This is a genomic window from Thermopolyspora flexuosa, assembly GCF_006716785.1.
Taxonomy (GTDB): Bacteria; Actinomycetota; Actinomycetes; order Streptosporangiales; family Streptosporangiaceae; genus Thermopolyspora; species Thermopolyspora flexuosa.
The window spans coordinates 1,848,502-1,868,005 of the sequence record NZ_VFPQ01000001.1 but is presented as its reverse complement, the minus strand read 5'-3'; the positions used below and the strand labels follow the sequence as shown (position 1 = coordinate 1,868,005).

Here is a 19,504-nt window from a genome sequence, read left to right as displayed (position 1 = left end):
CATGATTCATTCGCCTGCAGGACGCAGGAAGCCCCGGGTGGAAGCCCGAAGCTGCCGTGCCGCCGGTCCATCGGAGCAGGCACCCCGATCCCTGACGAACCTGGAATTCACCTCTTCAGCCCTGGCGAAGATTTGCTCCCCGGCATGGCAACCACCTCCTGACGTCGTCTCCACGCGGCCCCGCGGATATCGGCGGGTCAGACAGGGACCGCGGCGCGCCGAGCGAGGGCGCGGAGGCCGGAGAGGCGGCTGTGCGGGTCGCGCGCCAGCAGGTCGGTGATGGTTCGTCGAGGTCCGGGCCTGCGAAGTTCCGCCGGCGCGATCTGCTCGGCGATGAGCAGGGCGCGTACGGCCTCGTCCGTCTTGCCCCACATCGTGTACGCCTCCGCCACGCCGAGGTAGAAACCGGCACGGCGTTCGAGCGTGGGGATCCGGGCGGGAGCGATGGCGTCGGCATGGCGGATCGCGGTCCCGGCGTCGCCGAGCAGGATCGACACTCCGATCCGGTAAGTGGCAACGTGCCCCGGCCCGCAGAGCATGGCGGGCGCACGACGTGCCGCCTCCCCGGCTTCGGCCAGCATGGCGTCGGCGCCGTCCCTGTCGTTCACCCGCGCCGCCGCGATCGCTCCCGTCGACAGCAGAGACGCGTACGCGGCCCACGCGCCGGGACGCGCCGAAGCCAGGTGCGGGCGCATGGCGGCCGCGGTCGCCGTCGCCAGATCACGGGCCTTGCCGTGGTCACCGGCCCGGTGCAACAGGCTCGCCAGATCCCTGCGCGCCTGGAGTATCGCAGCCGCGTCACCGGAGGCGTCGGCGGCCCTCTCGCCCAAGTGCGCCGCGGTCCACGCGTACGGCACCGCCCCCAGTTTGATCAGTGTCCGTGCGGCCAGGTGGTAGACCTGCGCGGCGAGCGTGAGGTTCACCGGCCCCGACGCCTCCCGAGCGGCGGTGATCAACGGAACCAGTCTTTCCGCAACAGGCCCGTATCGTGCGGCGGCGAAGTCACGACGGGCGAGGGCGATCGCCCGAGCACTCGCGCTCAACGACCTGGCGGCCTCCGCCTTCGCCCATGCCCGGGGAATCGCATCGGGAATCAGCGCGTCCCGCAGCCGGGCCACGTGATCGTCAGGTGTGCTGACCCGCGCCTGGTCACGGCTGAGCCCCAGCCCTGCGGCGACCGCGGCACCTTTGATGAACAACCGCCGTTTCGTGGTGTCACCTCCCCCGGTCGTTTCCGGCGTAGGCCCGGCTGTTTCCCGTGCCCACGTTGAAATAAGTTCCCCGTCCGCTCCCAGCACAGCATCGAAAAGCTCGACGACTCTTCGCCCAGGACGCCGCAAATCCCGTTCGACCCGGCTGAGGTAACCCTTGGAGACGTAACACCGTTCCGCCAGCGCGGCCAGCGACATTCCCCGCCGCTGCCGCCACCACCGCAGACGCCGGCCGAACATCATCGTTGCCTCCCCAGGTTGCCGGGTTGCCCGCCGAGGCGATCCCCCGGTCGGCCCCAGACCGACCACGAATGCTGCTGATCGTAATCAGTTGAACGCGCTTTGCAATCGCTTTAGCCGCGCGGTGAGAGGAGGGGATCCGCTTCATGACGCAGCCGGACATGACACCGCCTGCGGTGAACGCACCCGGCCCGGAGAGCACGTGCACCCCCGAGCCGGGGGACGCGAACCGGCGGTCACACCTCAGCGATGGCCGCGGAGCGACGTCGAGACTCCTCGGCCGCGTCAGGCTGCGCGCTCAGGAACGCTCGGTGGCGCAGGCCCGCCGTTTCGTCCACGAGACCCTTGCCTCGTATGACCAGCGAATCCGCGACGACGCCGAACTGCTCGTGAGCGAGCTGGTCACCAACTCGGTCCGGTACTCCGACTCGGCCCGCCACCCGGACGGGACCATCACGCTGACCCTCCGCGAGCCCGTCCACGGAATCCTGCGCGTGGCCGTCACCGACGCCGGATCATCGAACAGCGAGCCCCGCCCACGCCACGACGGCAATCTTGACGACGAACGAGGCCGCGGACTCCTCCTCGTGGAGAGCATCGCCGCCACGTGGGGCTGGCACGAAACAGGAATCAATCGGACAACATGGTTTGAACTACACCTTTCCCTGGAAGGTGCGTCACCTGTTCCTTTGTCGCGCTGAGGCTGGGAAGAACCGGCGCTCGGTCGGCATTCCGGGCGTCTGCCTACATCTCCGCGAGCGCCTGAAAAGTGTCACCGCGCCATGCCATGATCGGCCCCATCGGTGAACCGGTCCAGGAGTCCGCGGTGAAAGCGAACGAGACCACTCTTCGTAACCTCATCCAGGGCGAGATTCAGTTAATGGTGCCGCTGTACCAGCGTCCGTACGCGTGGGAGAACGAACAGCTGGCACGGCTGTGGGCCGATATCGAGGTGCAGGCGGAGGCGCTGGCCCGGAAGCAGTCCGCCGGCCACTTCCTCGGCTCGGTGGTGCTCGCACCGGGCCCGGACCTCAGCCCGAGCTTCAACCAGTGGGTCGTGGTGGACGGCCAGCAACGGCTCACCTCGCTGCTGCTCGCGCTCTGCGCGATCCGCGACCACCAGGCCGCGGAGGACCCGCGGTGTGTGGAGCGCATCAACGACCTCCACCTGATCAACAAGTACCGGGACGGCGAGGAGCGCTACCGGCTGCTGCCGACGCAAGTGGATCGGGAGGCGTTCAAGGCCTGTGTCGAGGGCTACCCGCACTCCGATCCCGAGAGCCGCGTGGGGAACGCCTACCAGTTCTTCCGCCGCAAGCTGGTCGAGGCCGACGATCCTGCGGACGACCAGGACATCCGGCGGATCGAGAGCGTGGTGCTCGACCGGCTCACCCTCGTGCACATCCAGGTCGACAAGGACGACAACGCCTTCCGCATCTTCGAGTCGATCAACAACACCGGGATGCGGCTCAGCCAGGTCGACCTGATCCGCAACTACATCTTCATGTGCCTGCCGACCCGGGGCCGTCACGTCTACGAGACGTACTGGCTGCCGACCCAGAAGCTGCTCGGGCCCAAGGGACTCGACCAGCTCATGTACCTTGTCCTGGTCCTCGAGTACGGCGACGAGGCCCAGTACAAGGACGCGTACCGCGGCCACCAGGACCTGCTGCGGGCCACCGGCGGCGACGAGGAGCGCATCGAGCAGTACGTCAAGGATCTCGCCCGCCGGGCACGTTACCTGCACCGCATGCTCGAACCGACCGGCGGCTCGCCGATCGACGAGCGGCTGCGTTTCTTCAACGAGTGGAAGGCCACCACGGTCTATCCCGTGGTCATGAAGCTCCTTGAGCTGAACGACCAGGGTGACGCCACCGACGAGGAGGTCCTCGAGGCGCTCGGCTACATCGAGAGCTTCCTGGTACGCCGCCTCGTCGGCGGTGTGGGCGCGACGGGCCTCAACAAGGTCTTCATGCGGATCACGCCGCAGATCACCGGCGACGAGCCGGTGGCCGAGGCGTTGCGGAAGGCCCTGTCCGCACCCCGGCTCTACTGGTCCTCCGACGAGCAGTTCCGCCGGGACATCCGCGAGAAGGCCTTCTACTGGCACGGCCGTACGGCTCAGCAGAAGCTGGTGCTGCGGCGGCTCGAGGAGTCGTACGGCTCCAAGGAGCTCGTCGACCTGTCCGACAAGAAGATCAGCATCGAGCACATCCTCCCGCAGAACCCCGGCCCCGAGTGGCTGGAGGAGCTGAGCTCTGAAGGGGACCCGGAGGCGCTGCACAAGGAACTGGTGCACACGCTGGGCAACCTCACGCTCACCGGCTACAACTCCGAGCTGAGCAACATGCCCTTTGAGAAGAAGAAGGAGTTCCTCGCGCACAGCGGGCTGGTGATGAACCAGCGTGTCGCGAAGCAGCAGCGGTGGGGGAAGGCGGAGATCCTGGCACGCGCCGAGGAGCTCGCGGACCGGGCGATCAAGATCTGGCCCGCCCCGGTCGAGACCGCCCCCGCGGGCCCGTCCCGCGACTGGAGCCTGCTCCACGCGGCGCTCGCCGCGCTGCCTCCGGGCACCTGGACGACCTACGGCGACGTGGCGGAGCTGATCGGCTCGCACCCGGTGCCGGTCGGCGTCCACCTCGCGGGCAGCCGGGTGCTCAACGCCCACCGGGTGCTCAAGGGCACCGGCGAGGTGTCGGAGAACTTCCGGTGGCCCGACCCCGAGGACAACCGGAACGTCATCGACGTCCTCGTGGCCGACGGCATCAAGTTCGACGAGAGCGGACGTGCCGATCCGGCGCAGCGGCTCAGCGCCCGGGAACTCGCCGAGCTGCTCGGCCTCCCCGGCGCCGAGGACCTGAGCGACACCGACCCGGTCTCCGCGGATCCGGCCGTCATCGACGAATGGGAGCGGCGTTTCTTCCAGCAGCTCGGTGACACGAGCGGCCCGCAGGTCTCGGGCGCGGTGTCGAAGCTGCTGGAGTGGTGGCGGGAACGCGGTGGCGAGGTGCAGTTCGGGCGCTCGGCGGGTTCGTCGTGCGCGCCGGCGGTCAAGGGCGCGAAGGGGGTGCTCTACCCCATCCGCTTCTACGCCAAGACCGTCGAGGTGCCGTTCGGCACGCTGAAGCGGCGGGTCCCCTTCACCGATCCCGAGCTGCGGGACGAGCTGCGCCGACGCCTCAACGAGGCGCCCGGGGTGGACATCCCCGTGGCGAAGCTGGAGCTGTTCCCCTCCTTCCCGATCAGCCTCATGGCCAACGAGGCGGTGTGGGACGTCGTGGTGGCGGCCATCGAGTGGTGCGCCGTCCAGGCACGCCGTACCGAGGAGGAGTGAGCCGTATGTAGCTGCCGCCGAAGACGGACGTACGCGAGGCGGGGTGCGGCGGCCCCAAGCGGGGCAGCCGCACCCCCTCCGCGATCCGGGGAACCCCGCTCGCTCATGCCGTGACATCCGCCCGCTGCATCTGCGGCTCTGGCGGCGCTCACCGTCACGACGGTCGGCGACCTGGCCGGCCGGCGGTGGCCGCCGCCCGGCGTCAGTAGCGGGCGGGGCCGCCGTTGGCTTCGACCGCATCGTGGGCGGCCTGGGCGAAGGCGTGGATGCGGGCGGTGGCGGCGGCGGTGCGCCAGACGAGGGCGACCTGGGTGTGGGGGGCGTCGGTGATCGGGATGAAGGCGATGTCGGGGCGGGCGTAGTAGCGCTGGACGGAGGCGGCGACCGGGGAGGCGCCTTGGCCGGTGGCGATGAGGGCGAGCAGTTCCTGGAAGGTGGCCACGGACTGGCCTCGGGGGATGGGCCTGCCGCTGGGGGTACGGCGGGGCACGTGGAAGTCCCACCAGTACTGCGGGGCGGGGCCGGTCACGCCGAAGACCGTGACGCGGGCGAGGTCCTCGAGGGAGACGCTGCGGCGGCGGGCGAACGGATGGCCGGCGGGTACGGCGAGCACCCGGGGCTCGGAGAGCACGACGGGGCCCACGGTGAGGTCGGGCTCCTCGACCGGCAGGCGGGTGATCAGTACGTCGACCTCGCCGTCGCGGAGCGGGCCGAGCGGGTCGGCGAAGTGGGTCTCCTGCATGCGGATCTCGCAGCCGGGGTGCCGGGCGCGGAAGGTGCCGAGGATGGGCTGGGTGAGCTGACCGGCCCCGATGCCGAGGAAGCCCACCCGGAGCACGCCGTCGACGCCGCGGGCCGCCTCGACGGCCCGCTGCACGGCCGCCTCGAGCCGCCGGACGATCGGTTCCAGCTCGGCGTGGAGCCGTGCGCCGAGCGGGGTGAGGCCGACCCGGCGGCTGGTGCGCTCGAACAGCGGGGCGCCGATCCTGCGCTCCAGCTTCTTGATCGTCTGACTGACCCGGGCCTGGGACAGGCGCAGCCGCTCCGCCGTACGGCCGAAGTGCAGCTCCTCGGCGAGCGTGAGGAAGCACTCGATCTCGTGTCGCTCCAGCATCGATAAGTCTCACTTATTCGTCGTGACCCGCTTCGCCATTGTTCCGGGTCGGCGCGCACCCGAGGGTTCTGAGCCGTCCGGAACGGCGAAGAGAGGGGGAACGCATGAGCGGGGCGATCACGGCCCCGGCGGGGACGGGCGCCGGGAGCAAGCCTGGGCGGATCACGGGGCGCGGCCTGTGGATGCTGCTGGTGACCATGGCCGGGACGTTCCTGGCGATCATGGACTCGTTCATCGTGAACGTGGCCGTGCCGTCCATCCGGGCCGAGCTGAACGCCACGTTCGCCGAGGTCGAGCTCGCGGTCAGCGGCTACGTGCTCGTGTACGGCCTGCTGCTCGTCACCGGCGGGAGGCTGGGTGACCTGTTCGGCACGCGGCGGCTGTTTCTGACCGGTACGGCGATCTTCACGGTGGCGTCGGTGTGCGCCGGGCTCGCCTGGGACCCGGTGAGCCTGATCGTGTTCCGGGTGGTTCAGGCGGCCGGGGCGGCGTTCTTCTACCCGCAGGTCCTCGCCGTGCTGCAGACGGGGTTCACCGGCCGGGCGCGCGCCACGGCGTTCGCCGTCTTCGGCGCCACGATCGGGCTCGCCTCGATCGCCGGGCAGGTGGTCGGCGGGCTGCTGATCCACCTCGACCTGTTCGGGCTCGGCTGGCGCAACGTGTTCCTGGTGAACGCGCCCCTCGGCCTGCTCACCCTGCTCGGAGCGGCCCACGCCCTGCGCGCCGGGCGAGCCGACGGGCACCGTACCGGTCTCGATCTGGCCGGCGTCGGGATGCTCAGCGCCGCGCTGCTCCTGGTCACGGTGCCGCTCACCCTGGGCGGGCAGGCCGGTTGGCCGGCGTGGGCCTGGGCGTCCCTGGCGGGCGCCGTGCCCGCCGCGGCCGCCTTCGTGGCCTGGGAGCGCCGGCTCGCCGCACGCGGCGGGAGCCCGCTGGTCGACCCGGCGCTGTTCCGGGTGCGCACGTTCGCGGTCGGGAACGGCATCGCGCTGGCGTTCTTCGCGGGCAACGCGGGCCTGTTCTTCGTGCTCACGCTGCAGCTGCAGAACGGGATGGGCCTCTCCCCGCTCGCCGCCGGGCTCGCCTTCGCCCCGCTCGCGGCGACGTTCGCGCTGGCCTCGCTGCTCGCGCCCCGGCTGCAGGACCGGCTCGGTCACCACGTCCTCACCCTGGGGTACGCGATCAACGCCGCGGGTACGGCAGGGCTGCTGGTGACCGCCTGGCTCGCCGGTCCCGCGGCGACCGGGCCGCTGCTGGTGCCCGCCCTGGCCGTGATCGGCTTCGGCGAGGGCCTGGGCGTGAGCCCGCTGATCGGCACCGCGCTCGCCGGGGTGCCCGCCAGGGACGCCGGGGCGGCGGGCGGCTTCCTGGAGACCACGGTCCAGCTCGGCATGTCGCTCGGCGTCACCGTCCTCGGCCTGGTCTTCGCCGCTGCGCTCGGCGGCCACCACGCCACCCCGGCCGCCTACCCCGGCGCGTTCACCGCGGCACTGCTCGGCAACCTCGCCCTGGCCCTGGCGACGCTGTGCCTGCTGCCGATGCTGCTGCGCAGACCGGCCGTCACGACGCGGCGGACGGGAGAGGTTCCGGGGCCATCCGCACGGTGACCAGCCGCCAGACAACGAGCTGGAGTACGGCCAGCGCGAGGGCGTAGGGCGGGAGGGTCCAGGTGCCGATGCCCTCGGTGAGGGCGCCCGCGAGCCAGGGGAAGAGGGCGCCGCCGATCACGGAGACGCCGTTGAGCAGGCCGATCGTCGTGGGGGCGAGCGCCGGGGGCGCGAGGCGCGGGGCGACGGCCATCGTGGTCGGGAACAGCGGGCCGAGGAAGAAGCCGAACAGGACGAGGCCGGCGACGGCGGCGACGGTGCCGGGGACGAGCCAGGTGAGCAGGGCCGCGGCGGTGACGCCGAACATGCAGGCGAAGCTCATGCCGATCGCGGTGAGGCCGAGCCTGGTGGCGATCGGGCTGATCACGAACCGGCCCGCGGTGAGGCCGAGCCAGTACCCGGACACGATCGAGCCCGCGAGCAGGGCGGGGATCTCGCGTTCCCGGGTCAGGAAGGTGAAGGCCCAGTTGCCGACGCTCAGCTCGACCCCCACGTACACCGCGAGGAAGACCGCCCCGAACAGTACGGCGGGCTCCCGGACGACGGCCGCGAGCAGGCTGCCGCCGCCCTTCTCCCCCGGCCGCGGTCCGCCGCCCTCCGCCGGCGCCGGGGTCTCGCCACCGGGAACCCGGGCGGGCAGGGTGAGCCAGAACGCGACGACGAGCGGGATCGCGGTGACGGCGAGGACCAGCCAGACGAACGGCCAGGCGGCGAAGCCGAGCATCCAGGTGGCGAGCGGGGGCGCGATCAGCGCGCCGACGCCGAAGAACGCGTGCAGGCGGTTGAGCAGGGTCGTGGCGTTGGGCCGCCGGGCGAGCAGGACGTTGAGCACCGCCTCCAGGACGCCGGTGCCGTACCCGGCGGCCACCTGTACGGCGAGCAGCGCGGCGAACGGCGGCCGCAGCGCGGTGAGCAGGCCGGCGAGCACGAACGCGCCGCCGCCGATGGCGAGGGAGGCCCGGATGTCGAGGCGGTGGATCAGCGCGCCCGCGGTGGCCCCGGCCAGCAGGAACCCGGCGGAGAAGGTGAAGAAGGTGATGCCGATCGTGGCCTCGGCCACGCCGTAGTCGCGCATCTGCGCGGGCAGCAGCACCCCGGTCACGCCGGTGCTCACGCCGATGAGGATGAAGGTGAGGTAGGAGACGGCGACCGGCGCCCACCGGTGGCGCGGCGGCGCGGCCTGTTCACGCCCAGGCGACGACACGTGCAACTCCCCTCGGTCGGCACGGACCGCCGGGCGGCCGTGCCGGGCAGGCGAAACGGACTGACCTGGAGCGCGAAAACCCGCCCGAGTCTAACGGAAGGCACGCGGGCCGGTCACCGGCATTTCCGCCCGGCGGTACCGCCCGTCCCTGGGCCGCGCGCCGCCCGCGCCTCCGGCTTCGCCGTACCGGGGAGCGAGACCGCCGGGTCTACCGCTCGACCGCCGCCTCGTGCCGGTCGAGCTCGGTGGCCTCCATGAAGACGTCGAGGAAGAGCTCGACGTACGCGCCGATGTCGAGGTCGGGGTCCGCCTGGTAGGCGACGAGCGCGCCGTCGCTGAAGGAGAGGATGAAGCGGGCCATCGACTCGATGTCGTCCGGGTCGGTCTCCGGGGGCAGGTTGCGGTCGAGCCAGGCCCGGATCATCTCGAAGGTCTGCGCGCGGGCGGCGAGGAACGCGTTGCGGGCCGCGGTGTAGTTCTCCCGCTGGTCGAGCACCACCTGCATGCCGATGCGGATGAAGTCCGGCACCTCGCGCAGCGTCTTCGGCATCGCGGTGTGCAGGATCGCGGCGAGGCCGTCCCGCAGCGAGGTGCCCTCGGGGGTGTTCCACTGCGGCACGGTGGTGAGCCAGCGCGCGAAGTCGGTGCGGATCACCTCGGCGAACAGCTCGTCCTTGTCGGCGAAGTGCCAGTAGATCGAGCTCGCCGGCAGGCCGGAGCGCTTCGACACCGCGGCGATCGTGGTGCCGTGGATGCCGCGTTCCCGCGCGAGCTCCGCCGCCGCGGCCAGGATGCGGTCGCTCGACCGCCGCGGGCGTTCCCTGCGCCCGTTCTCCCCGTTCTCCGTCATCGCCCCTCCGGAGGTACGCGTGGTCCGGTCAGCCACAGGGCGACGCCTGTTTCAGGACCCGGGCCGCGAGGGCCCGTGCGATCAGCGAGACCTGCCGGGTCGGGATGCGCGCCGCGTTGGCCCGGTACTGGATGTACATCCCGTCCATCAGCATGAAGTGGAAGCGCGCGATCCGGCGGAGCTCCTCCTCCGACCGGTCGAGGCCGGTGCCCGCGAGCACGTCGCGCCACCACTCGACCATCGCGTCCTCGCTCTCCTGCCGCAGCCGGAAGAAGAGCCTGCGGGCCTCCGGCTCCTTCACCCGCCGCTCGAGCGTGAGGATGAGGCCCATGCGCCAGAAGTGGGGGTTGCGGGTCAGGTGCTTGACCGCGCGCTGGAACCAGGTCTCGATACGCTCGGTGGGGTCGTCGGGCTCCTGCCGCCGCGGCCGCCACATGGGCGCGTTGCGCCGCCACTCCCGGTAGCTGTACTCCATGGCGGCGGTGAGCAACGCGTCCTTGCTCCCGAAGTGCCAGTAGATGGAGCTGGCCGGAAGTCCGGAACGCTCCGTGACGGCCGCTACAGTCGTGCCGTCGTAGCCGCGCTCCGCGGCGATCTCCAGCGCCGCCTCGAGGATGGCCTCCCGGGAGGCGTCTCCCTGCCGGTTCGGCCGTTCGGACTTCCGTTCCACGGAACCTGTTCTACCATAGGAGCCCGCCTCCCACGTCACCGCGATCTCCCTCCCGCCTGTACGACCCGCTACAGAAACGCCCCGCGGCCCCGGGCGGCCGGACGCCGGACCGCCGCCGCGCTGCGAGGCCACGGACCGGATCTTGAAGGGCGAACGCACTGGGGATTACCCTCTTTTGTAACGATCACTACAGACCTGTGGTCGCGGGCGCGGATGCGGGCCACCGCCGGACCCCGCGCCCGTTTGCGCGCACGGTCGGCGAGGTACTCGATCCGTTCGCCCGCGAAACACCAGGAGTCGCACATGACGGCGATCGAGCCCGCCACCTACCGCGAGGTGATGGCCCACTACCCGACCGGGGTCACCGCCGTGACCGGCGTCGCCGACGACGGCCGGCCGGTGGCCATGGTCGTCGGCACGTTCTCGGCCGTCTCCCTCGATCCCCCGCTCGTCTCCTTCATGCCGATGATCGGCTCGGGCACGTTCGCCCGGCTGCGCACCGCGAAGAGCTACTGCATCAACGTGCTCGCCCACGACCAGATCGAGCTGTGCCGCGCCCTGGCGACCTCGCGCGAGGACAAGCTCGCCGGGGTCGGCTGGTCGATGTCGCGGTACGGCGCGCCCATGCTCGACGACGTGGTCGCGTACGTGCACTGCCGGCCGTACCGGACGATCGAGGCGGGCGACCACTACATCGAGCTGTGCGAGGTCACCGCGATGGAGGTGAACCGCCCGGTCACCCCGCTGCTGTTCTTCCAGGGCGGGTACGGCGGCTTCACCACCCGGTCGATGACCGCGATGACCGGCGGCGACCTGGTCGCGGCGGTGCAGCTCGGCGAGGTGGCGCGGCCGTACATCGAGCGCCTCGCCCGGGAGCTGGGCTGCGAGGCCGGGGTGCTGGTGCACGTCGGCGACGACGAGCTGATGACGGTGTCCGCGGCGTACGGCGGGGACGTGGAGGTCAGCGAGCGCATCGGCGAGCGCATCCCGCTCATGCCGCCGGTCGGCGAGGCGTACGTCGCCTTCAACGGCGAGGAGGCGGCCGAGCGCTGGCTGTCCCGGGCGGCCACCCGGGACGAGCGGGTCCTCGCCCGCTACCGTGCCCGGCTCGACGCGGTGCGCAGGCAGGGCTGGTCGATGACCCGCCGCAACAGCTCGGGCGAGGTCGGGTACGCGGAGTTCACCGCCGCGCTGCAGGAGTACGCCACCGGCCCGCTCACCCCGGCGCGGGAGCGCGCGGTGCGCGCGACCATCGCCGAGGCGGCCCACCTCTACGAGGTCGTCGACCTCGACGACGCCGAGACCTACGACGTCGGCAGCCTGGTGGTGCCGGTGCGCAACCCGGAGGGCGGCGTGTCCATGCTGCTGCGGCTGCTGCAGCTGCCCGCCGGGGCGTCCGCCGAGCGGGTGCGCGGCTGGGTCGCGGCGCTCCAGGACGCCGCGGCGAAGACCGAGCGCGCGCTGCGCGACCAGCACCGCGACGGCCTGGAGGAGTACCTGAGCTGGTGCCGCTCCGAGTTCCCGCTGTGACCGGTACGGCCGGCCCGCCGCGGCCCGCGGATGTGCGAGGGCGCCCCGCCGACCGTGGCGGGGCGCCCTGCTCACGGCGATCAGGGATGCCACCGGGAACCCGTCAGGGCACGGGGTGCATGATGCCGAACGGCCGCCCCTTGCCGCTCGGGTGCGGCCGGTGGCCCCAGATCTGGGTGCGGTCGTAGACGCGCGGCACCCAGGTCTCCTCGTCGACCTCGAGCCCGCCGTAGCCGTACTCGACGTGGAACGAGCTCGGCGTGGAGTGGTAGAAGCTGAACTGCCTGTCGTTGGTGTGCCGGCCCAGGGTGAGGGTGATCGGCACGCCGTGCTCCTCGGCGAGTTCGTACGCAAGGCCGACGTCGTCGATCGACCCCACCTGGATCATCAGGTGGTTGAGCCCGGCCACGCCCGGCTCGCACTGGCCCAGGGCGAGGGTGTGGTGGCGGGCGTTGCAGTGGTAGAAGCGGGCGTTGAGCCGCCCGGGGATGATGATCTTGTCGGAGAGCCGGAAGCCGAGCCTGCTGAAGAACTCGTGCCCCTGCTCGATGTCGGGGAGGAGCAGCAGCACGTGGCCGAGGCCCTGCGGCCCGGTGACGAAGCCGGACAGCGGCCGGCTCGGCCGGAAGCTGCACGGGACGCTGCTCTGGCCCCAGGTGACCTCGTGGCGGAAGCCCCACGGGTCGGTGAACACGACGATGCGGTTGACCGCGCGCTCGGCGGCGAGCTCGGCGGAGCCGACCTCGCCGGTGACGCCGAGGTCGGCGAGGGTCTTGAGGACGGCCTGCAGGTCCTCCTCGCGGTCGACCGACCAGCCGATGTAGGCGGTCTCGTCCTTCTCACCCGGGTGGATCTGCAGCCGCCACAGGGCGTCGTCGAACTTGACGCGGACCGCGCCGTCCGGGCCCGGCTCGGCGAGCTGCGCGCCCCAGACCTTGGTCACCAGGTCGGGCCACTCGTCCACCTTGGGGGATCGGATGCCGAGGTAGGCCAGTGAGGTGATCACGTCGTCGTTCTCCTCGTTCTCGGGTGGGGGGTGTCAGACGAAGAGCTGCGGCGGCTCGCCGCCGAAGTCGTTGGTGGCCCAGCCGACGTAGATGGGCTCGGCGGTGTTGCAGATGTGGCTGAACCCGGCCTGCAGGTCGCGCCAGTACCGCTCGTTGGGCAGGTTCTCGTGGATGCCCTGGCTTCCGGCGATCTTGTAGAGCCTGTCGACGGCGTCGACCGCCCGCCGTACCGCGCGGACGCAGTTGCGGCGCGCGGTGAGCCGGTGGGTCATGGTGACCTCGCCGCCGCCCTCGACGTACTCGTAGAGCTCCTTGATCTCGTTGAGCAGCGTGGCCCGCGCCGCGGCGACGTCCGCCGCCGCCTCGCCGTACACGGCGAGCTGGATCGGGTCGAGCTTGGCCACGGTGCCGCTCGCCGAGACACGCTTGTCCATGTACTCGCGGTAGACCTGGAGCGCGCCGATCGCGATGCCGATCGTGGCGGCGTTGATCGCGGAGGAGAAGAACACCGGGAACTTCAGCCGGTAGAGCGGCTTGCCGGGCTGGCGGTCCTCGTACCCGCCCGCGTGCATCCTCGCCTGCTCCACGGTCCGGTACTCGGGGATGAAGACGTCGGTCATCTGGACGTCCTTGGACCCGGTGCCCTTGAGGCCGAGCACGTACCAGCTGTCCTCGACGATCTCGTAGTCCTTGCGGGGGATGACGAAGTGGCGGATCTCCGGCGGATCGCCGGGGTTGCCGTCGTCGTCGACGACCATGCCGCCGAGGATCACCCAGTCGGAGTGGTGGGTGCCGGTCGAGTACGGCCAGCGGCCGGTGAACAGGTAGCCGCCGTCCACCCGCTTGGCCCGGCCGAACGGCGCGTACGGCGAGGCGGTCCAGGTGTCCGGGTCCTCGCCCCAGATCTCCTCCTGGACCCGCGGGTCCATCATGGCGATCTCCCACGGGTGCACGCCGACGACCCCGGCGACCCAGCCGGCGGACGGGGAGGCGGCGCCGATCGTCATCACCGCGTCGAGGAACTCGCAGGGGTGGGCCTCGTAGCCGTCGTACTCCTTCGGCTGGAGCAGCCGGACCACCCCGGTGCCGCGCAGGGCCTCGGCGCACCGGTCGGTGAGCTTGCCGATCCTGTCGCTCGGCACGGCCTCTTCCCGGATCACCGGCAGCGCCGCCTGGATCCTGTCCCGCACCTCGATCATGTCGGTTCGTCCTTTGCGCGTCGGGGGGCGATCAGTTGTTGGTGATGAACTCGGTGACGAGCCGGTTGAACTCCTCGGCGTGCTCGAGCTGGGCCCAGTGGCCGCACCGGTTGAGCAGGACCAGCCGCGAGTTCGGGATGTGGGCGAGCAGGACGAGCGAGTGCTCGTAGTGCACGACGCGGTCGTCGCGGCCGTGGATGAGGAGCGTGGGCTGCCGGATCCTGGTGAGGTCCTCCAGCCTGAACCACCTCTCGATGATCCGGCCGGCGGCGAACGACTCGAGGTAGTTGCGGATGTGCTCCGGGTTCGCCAGCGCCGCGTCGGCGCGCTCCTGGGCGAGCTCGTCGGTGCCGAACCGGGCCGAGTCGTAGGTCATCACCTCGACGAGCCGCTTCATCGTCTCCGCCGAGGGGTTGCGGTACGCCTCGACGAGCACCTTCATGCCCTCGGACAGGCCGCCGCCCGGGCTGAACAGCCGCGGCTGCGGGCCGGAGCCGGGGCCCATGGTGATGACGTGGCTCACCCGGTCGGGGTGCTCGATCGCGACGCTCAGGGTGGTGATGCCGCCCATCGAGTTGCCGATGAAGGCGGCCTTCTCGATGCCCAGGGCGTCCATGAACTGGATCGCCGCGTCGACGTGGTCGCGGCGGCCGAGCGGGGCCGGGTCGGACCGGCCCCACCCCGGCATGTCGACCGCGAACACATGGAAGCGCTCGCCGAGCGCCGGCAGGTTCGACTTGAAGTTGCTCCACCCGGTCGCGCCCGGACCGCTGCCGTGCAGCATGATCACCGCCGGCCCGCCGGAGTCGGCGCCCACCTCGTTGTAGTGGAGATTCCACTCCTTGGTGCGCACGAACCGGCTCGTGCCCTCGGCCGTGATCGGATTCTGAGGATTCGTCATGAGACCACCGTGTCAGACAGAAACGCACTCACGAACTCTGTAGTGCTCGCTACAGGGAGAATGGCATATAAATCGACCTGGCCACAAGAGTGAGGCCACGAACCGTTCCGCCTGTTTTTCGTGACCCGGCGATACGGTTCCCGGCGAGGGCGCAGGCGCCCAGGCCTGGCCGTACCGGCGCAGGCAGGGAAGGAAACGCAGGTCAGACGGGGTTTCCGGGGGCGGCGGGAACACCGGAGGCAGGCCCGCGACAAAGGCCGGCAAGCCGCGCGCAACCGTGGTCGGAACGACCGGGAAAGAGGCGTCGCACCATGTATGACTACTGTAGCGATCACTACAGTAACCACAGGAATTCGAGCATGGTTATCCCATGTCTTAGGGCATGCGAAAACACGACTGGAAACGCGGCGACGCCGCGGTCACGAATAATGTGGGCCGCCGTTTTCCGCCGGATCGGCGGCGGGACGCGGCGGGCCCGGGACCGGCCACCGCCTCCGGGGCGGAAGGACCGGTCCGGCGAGTCCGGAGGCACGGGGCGGGCGCGTCGTGCGCGTGCCGGGAGGCGTGTCGGGCGTTCTCCGCACGTACGTCATGGCGCACCTCCACCCCGCCGCCACGGTCGCGCCGACCGTGGCCGCCGCGGTCTCGTGAGGTGGACCCTCGCACGTCCGGCGGCACCCGACAAGGGGCACGTCCCGCTCTTCGGCACGCGGGTACCACGCCCGCCCGGGCGGCGCCCGGCCGCGCATGTCCGGGGGCGGTGCCACGGAAACCGCCGCGCGGATCGGTGCGCCGGTGTGCGCCGCGGCCGCCACACCGCCGGCCGGTCAGGCCGCGGGCTCGCGGGCGAGCAGGTCGCGGAACCAGGCGACGGTGCGCTCCAGGCCGATGCGCAGCGGCACCGGGGTGACGTCGGGGAACAGCAGCCGCAGCGGCACCCCGCCGATCCGGGGCGCGCGGGAGTCCCCGGGCCGCGGCGGCTCGTGGCGCAGCTCGAGCGGGGTGCCGGTGACCTCGGAGACGAGCCGGGCGAGCTCGAGGAGGGACACCGGGGTGCCGAAGGCGACGTCGACCGGGGCGGGGCAGGTGACCCGGCGGGCGACCGCGTCGGCGAGCACGCGCACCACGCTGCCGACGTAGGTGAAGTCGCGCCGCTGGCGGCCGTCGCCGTGCACCCGCACCGGCTCGCCGCGCAGCGCGGCGGCGACGAACGCCGGGATGACCGCGGCGTGGGCGTGCCCGGCCTGCTGCAGCGGGCCGTACACGTTGAACAGCCGCAGCGCCAGCGTGGGCAGTCCGAACGCGGTGCCGTAGGCGAGCGCGTACGCCTCGGCGGCGAGCTTGCCCGCGCCGTACGGGTTGAGCGGCCGGGGCGGCCGGCGCCCGCGTCCGGCCGTGCCGTACACCTGGGAGGACGACGCCACGATCAGGTGCAGCCGCCTGCGCCGGCACGCCTCGAGCACGAACACGGTGCCGGTGACGTTGACCTGGTGGCTCGCCACCGGGTCCTGCAGCGCGCGCGACACCGACGGGCGGGCGGCGAGGTGGACGACCGCGTCCGCGCCCGCGACCACCTCCTCCAGGTGCTCGCGGTCGAGCACGCTGCCGAGCACCAGCCGTACCGCGCCGCCGGCCCCGGCGAGGTTGGCGGCCGAGCCGGTGCTGAGGTCGTCGAAGGCGACGACCTCGCGGATGCCGGGCCGGGCGGCGAGCTCCCGGCACAGGTGGGCGCCGATGAACCCGGCCCCGCCGGTGACGACCACCCTCACCCGCGGTCACCCCCGCCCACCGGGCCGGCGATCACGGTGCCGTCCTTGGCGGCGGCCTCGGCGGCGAGCGCCGACGGCGGCCACCAGCCGCGTTCCACGGCGATCGCGGTGTACAGGCGGCGGACGTCGGCGGCGAGCCGGTCCGCGGCGAAGCGCTCGCCGGTCCAGGCCCGGGCGGCGCGGCCCATGCGGAGCCGGGCGGGCTCGTCGCGCAGCAGGCGGATCGCGTGCGCGGCGAGCTCGCGCGCCCACGGCCGGGCGAGCAGCCCGGTCTCCTCGTGCCGCACCACCTCGGGCACGCCGCCGACCCGCGGCGCGACCACGGGCAGCCCGGCCAGGCCGGCCTCGACGAGCGCGATCGGCACGCCCGCGGCGTCGGAGGTGAGCAGCACCAGGTCGGCGGCGGCGTACACGGTCTCGACGTCGTCGCGCCGGCCCAGCGGGTGCAGCGTGCCGCCGAGCCCGGGCACGGCGGCGAGCACCTCGCCGAGCAGCTCACCCTCGCCGCACACGGCGAAGTGCACCTCGGGCAGCGCGCGGTGGATCCCGCGGATCACCTCGACGAGCCGGTCGGGGCGTTCGGCGCCGGTGAGCCCGCCCACGTACGCGACCACGGGCGGCCGCTCCGGCAGGCCGAGCAGGTGGCGGGCCCGGTCGCGGGCGGGCAGCGGGCGCGGCCGGACGCCCGGCGGCACCACCGCGTACTGGCCGGGCCGGCCGATCCCGGCGGCGAGCAGGTCGTCGCGGATCCGGGCGGCGGAGGTGACGAGCCGGTCGCTCACCCGCGCCAGCGCGCGCTCGGCGAGCAGCGCGGCGCGGGCGCCGCCGGGCCGCAGGTGATGGAGCGGCAGGTGGTCGGGGAAGGAGTGCACCCGCGCGGGCACCCCGGTGAGGGCCGCGGCGATCCGGCCGAGGATCCCGGCCCGGGCGGTGTGGGTGTGCACGATGTGCGGGCGGAAGCGGAGCATCTCGGCGACGAGCGCGGCGAGGGCGCAGGCGGCGCCGCCGGGTCCTGCCGTACGGCCGAGCCCGGGCAGGCGACGGGCCGCGAGGTCCGGAAGCGCGAGGCGCGGGCCGTAGACGCGCTGGTCGAACAGCTCGGGCGGCAGCCCTCTGGTGATCTCGGCGGCCTGCCGGGCCGGGCCCTCGCCGTCCGCGCCGGTGAGGATGCGCATCACCCGCAGCCGCGGGCCGTACTCTCCCGCCGCGCGCATCGGTGCCGATGCGCGCCCTGCCCTCCACCGCTCCCCCATGGATACGGACCGTAGCGATCTCTGACTCTCCGCGCAAGAGGCCATGTGCGGCGGATTTCCGGGACATCCGAGGACTATGCAGCGAAATGTCCCGACAAATGTCGGTGCGGCGTCCGGATAGCCGTGTTTATCGTCTGAACAAAGCAAGGAAGAAATTGCTGAAAAGCCGTCATCAAGACGCCGGAACAGAGCGAAGCACACCATCGCCGACCAGCAATAATCAGGCCGCGTATGACCGGCACGTGTGGCCGCCGTCCGCATGCTCGGCACCAGGTATCCCGCATCCGGACGACGCGTCGCGAATACTTCGAAACTCGACGAGGATCTCCGATGAACGCATTTCTTCGAAAAGCCGGGCGGATCGCGTGCGCGGCCATGACCGCGCAGATCCTCTGGCCGACAGCCCCCGTCCACGCGCAGGCCAGGGAGGTGACCATTCCGTGCGATGTCCCCGCACTGCTCGATGCGATCGCCACGGTGAACGCCATCGGCCGGGGCATCCTGAGGCTGACGCCACTGTGTGAGTACGTCCTGACCCGGCCCTCCTCGACCGGCGAGTACGGGCCGAACGGGCTGCCGATCATCATCGGCGACGTCACCATCCTCGGCTCGGGCACCACGATCCGCCGGGCCGAGGACGCCCCCCGGTTCCGCCTCATCGAGGTGGGCGAGTCGGGGAGCCTCAAGCTCACCAGCGTGACGGTCGCCGGCGGGGACTCCGGCCGCTACCCCGGCGGCGGCATCCTCGTCCAGGGCCGGCTCGCCCTGCGCACGAGCACCGTCGAGGACAACGCCTCCGCCACCGGCGGCGCGGTCGCCAACCTCGGCGGCAGCGTCACCCTGGTCGACACCAACGTGTCCGGCAACCGGGCCCGCGGCGCCTCCACCACGATCACCGAGGTGCGCACGAGTGGCGTGACCCGCGGCTCCAGCTTCGGCGCCCGCCGCGCGGCGGCGCCCGCCGCCGGGGCCGGCGGCGGCATCCTCAACCGCGGCGAGCTGCACGCGCTGCGCAGCCACATCGGCGGCAACCAGGCCGGCGTCGGCGGCGGCGTCTACAACGAGCAGGGCGGGAGGGCGACCTTCCGCAACACCACCATCAGCGGCAACGTCGCCAAGGCCCGCGGCGGCGGCCTCTACAACGCGCCCGGCGGGTACTCGCGCATGCTGAGCACGACGGTCAGCCGCAACAAGGCCGGCGACAGCGGCGGCGGCGTCTACAACGACTTCGTCAACGGCGCGGTCCGGCTGGCGGGCACCACCGTCACCGCCAACAGGACCGACGACTGCGCGCCCGCGGGCAGCGTGGCACGCTGCCCCGCCTGATCACCTGCCTTGCGTGCCCGTTGCCGGCGGGCGCGGGCACGCGAGGCGACGGCCGCGCGGGCGACCGGGACGCACGATGAGGCGGACCGGTCGCGGCCGCGCGGCCGTTTCGTTTCCACGTGCGGTTCCGCGTACGGCACGGCACCGCAGTCCATGGCCGATCCGGCCGTTGGCGGTCGCACGGGCGGGCGCGGGGCCGCCGCCACGGTGCGCCGTACCCGAGGCGCGGGCCCGCCCGGGGCCCGGCCGCTCCGGATGCGACGCCGCGCCGCCGAACCCAGGCGGGGCC

15 protein-coding genes and 1 pseudogene are annotated in these 19,504 nt (G+C 72.1%); 5 read left to right on the top strand and 11 right to left on the bottom strand.

All coding sequences use genetic code 11. From position 1 onward, the window contains the following. Positions 1-197: 197 nt before the first annotated feature. On the bottom strand, positions 198-1,199 hold the full coding sequence (locus tag FHX40_RS07975) for a hypothetical protein (protein ID WP_229788709.1): 1,002 nt from the start codon (positions 1,197-1,199) through the stop codon (positions 198-200). A gap of 81 nt (positions 1,200-1,280) precedes the next feature. Beyond that, positions 1,281-1,451 (bottom strand): annotated as a pseudogene (locus FHX40_RS26235) (helix-turn-helix domain-containing protein); the annotation flags it as partial. Positions 1,452-1,597: 146 nt separating this feature from the next. Between FHX40_RS26235 and FHX40_RS07970 the strand changes: the two are divergent. Both FHX40_RS07970 and FHX40_RS07965 read left to right on the top strand, forming a co-directional pair. Beyond that, complete coding sequence (locus FHX40_RS07970; protein WP_142259017.1) at positions 1,598-2,152, top strand: ATP-binding protein; 555 nt, start codon at positions 1,598-1,600, stop codon at positions 2,150-2,152. A gap of 125 nt (positions 2,153-2,277) precedes the next feature. After that, positions 2,278-4,785, top strand: a complete 2,508-nt coding sequence (locus FHX40_RS07965; RefSeq protein ID WP_170198761.1) for a GmrSD restriction endonuclease domain-containing protein — start codon at positions 2,278-2,280, stop codon at positions 4,783-4,785. Positions 4,786-4,987: 202 nt separating this feature from the next. On the opposite strand, the gene FHX40_RS07960 is transcribed toward FHX40_RS07965, so the two are convergent. Continuing rightward, the gene (locus FHX40_RS07960; RefSeq protein ID WP_170198760.1) at positions 4,988-5,899 is read right to left on the bottom strand and encodes a LysR family transcriptional regulator; all 912 of its coding nucleotides are present in this window, start codon (positions 5,897-5,899) and stop codon (positions 4,988-4,990) included. A 104-nt stretch (positions 5,900-6,003) separates the two neighbouring features. Between FHX40_RS07960 and FHX40_RS07955 the strand changes: the two genes are divergently transcribed. Further along, positions 6,004-7,506, top strand: coding sequence for an MFS transporter (locus FHX40_RS07955; protein ID WP_142259015.1), 1,503 nt, complete (start codon positions 6,004-6,006; stop codon positions 7,504-7,506). Here FHX40_RS07955 and FHX40_RS07950 read toward each other — a convergent pair. From FHX40_RS07950 to FHX40_RS07940, 3 genes are all read right to left on the bottom strand, one after another. After that, positions 7,460-8,710: an MFS transporter gene (locus tag FHX40_RS07950; protein ID WP_170198759.1), complete on the bottom strand. Its 1,251-nt coding sequence runs from the start codon at positions 8,708-8,710 to the stop codon at positions 7,460-7,462. The genes FHX40_RS07955 and FHX40_RS07950 overlap by 47 nt on opposite strands. A 208-nt stretch (positions 8,711-8,918) precedes the next feature. Then, positions 8,919-9,560, bottom strand: coding sequence for a TetR/AcrR family transcriptional regulator (locus FHX40_RS07945; protein ID WP_142259013.1), 642 nt, complete (start codon positions 9,558-9,560; stop codon positions 8,919-8,921). Between the two features lie 28 nt (positions 9,561-9,588). Next, on the bottom strand, positions 9,589-10,230 hold the full coding sequence (locus FHX40_RS07940; protein WP_142259012.1) for a TetR/AcrR family transcriptional regulator: 642 nt from the start codon (positions 10,228-10,230) through the stop codon (positions 9,589-9,591). Positions 10,231-10,533: 303 nt separating this feature from the next. On the opposite strand from FHX40_RS07940, the gene FHX40_RS07935 reads away from it, so the two are divergent. Further along, positions 10,534-11,760 (top strand): flavin reductase, encoded by a 1,227-nt coding sequence (locus tag FHX40_RS07935; RefSeq protein ID WP_170198758.1) that lies wholly within the window; start codon positions 10,534-10,536, stop codon positions 11,758-11,760. Positions 11,761-11,863: 103 nt separating this feature from the next. Here the strand turns inward: FHX40_RS07935 and FHX40_RS07930 are convergent, their stop codons facing one another. From FHX40_RS07930 to FHX40_RS07910, 5 genes are all read right to left on the bottom strand, one after another. Beyond that, entirely contained in the window at positions 11,864-12,766 is a 903-nt protein-coding gene (locus FHX40_RS07930; protein WP_142259010.1) for a VOC family protein, read from the bottom strand. A gap of 33 nt (positions 12,767-12,799) precedes the next feature. After that, the gene (locus FHX40_RS07925; RefSeq protein ID WP_142259009.1) at positions 12,800-13,966 is read right to left on the bottom strand and encodes an acyl-CoA dehydrogenase family protein; all 1,167 of its coding nucleotides are present in this window, start codon (positions 13,964-13,966) and stop codon (positions 12,800-12,802) included. Between the two features lie 31 nt (positions 13,967-13,997). Next, entirely contained in the window at positions 13,998-14,867 is an 870-nt protein-coding gene (locus FHX40_RS07920) for an alpha/beta fold hydrolase (protein WP_142259008.1), read from the bottom strand. Positions 14,868-15,694: 827 nt separating this feature from the next. Then, on the bottom strand, positions 15,695-16,636 hold the full coding sequence (locus FHX40_RS07915; protein ID WP_142259007.1) for an NAD-dependent epimerase/dehydratase family protein: 942 nt from the start codon (positions 16,634-16,636) through the stop codon (positions 15,695-15,697). Then, on the bottom strand, positions 16,633-17,850 hold the full coding sequence (locus FHX40_RS07910; protein WP_142259006.1) for a glycosyltransferase family 4 protein: 1,218 nt from the start codon (positions 17,848-17,850) through the stop codon (positions 16,633-16,635). The genes FHX40_RS07915 and FHX40_RS07910 overlap by 4 nt, the downstream gene beginning before the upstream one ends. A 468-nt stretch (positions 17,851-18,318) precedes the next feature. On the opposite strand from FHX40_RS07910, the gene FHX40_RS07905 reads away from it, so the two are divergent. After that, complete coding sequence (locus tag FHX40_RS07905; protein WP_170198757.1) at positions 18,319-19,215, top strand: hypothetical protein; 897 nt, start codon at positions 18,319-18,321, stop codon at positions 19,213-19,215. Positions 19,216-19,504 lie beyond the last annotated feature (289 nt).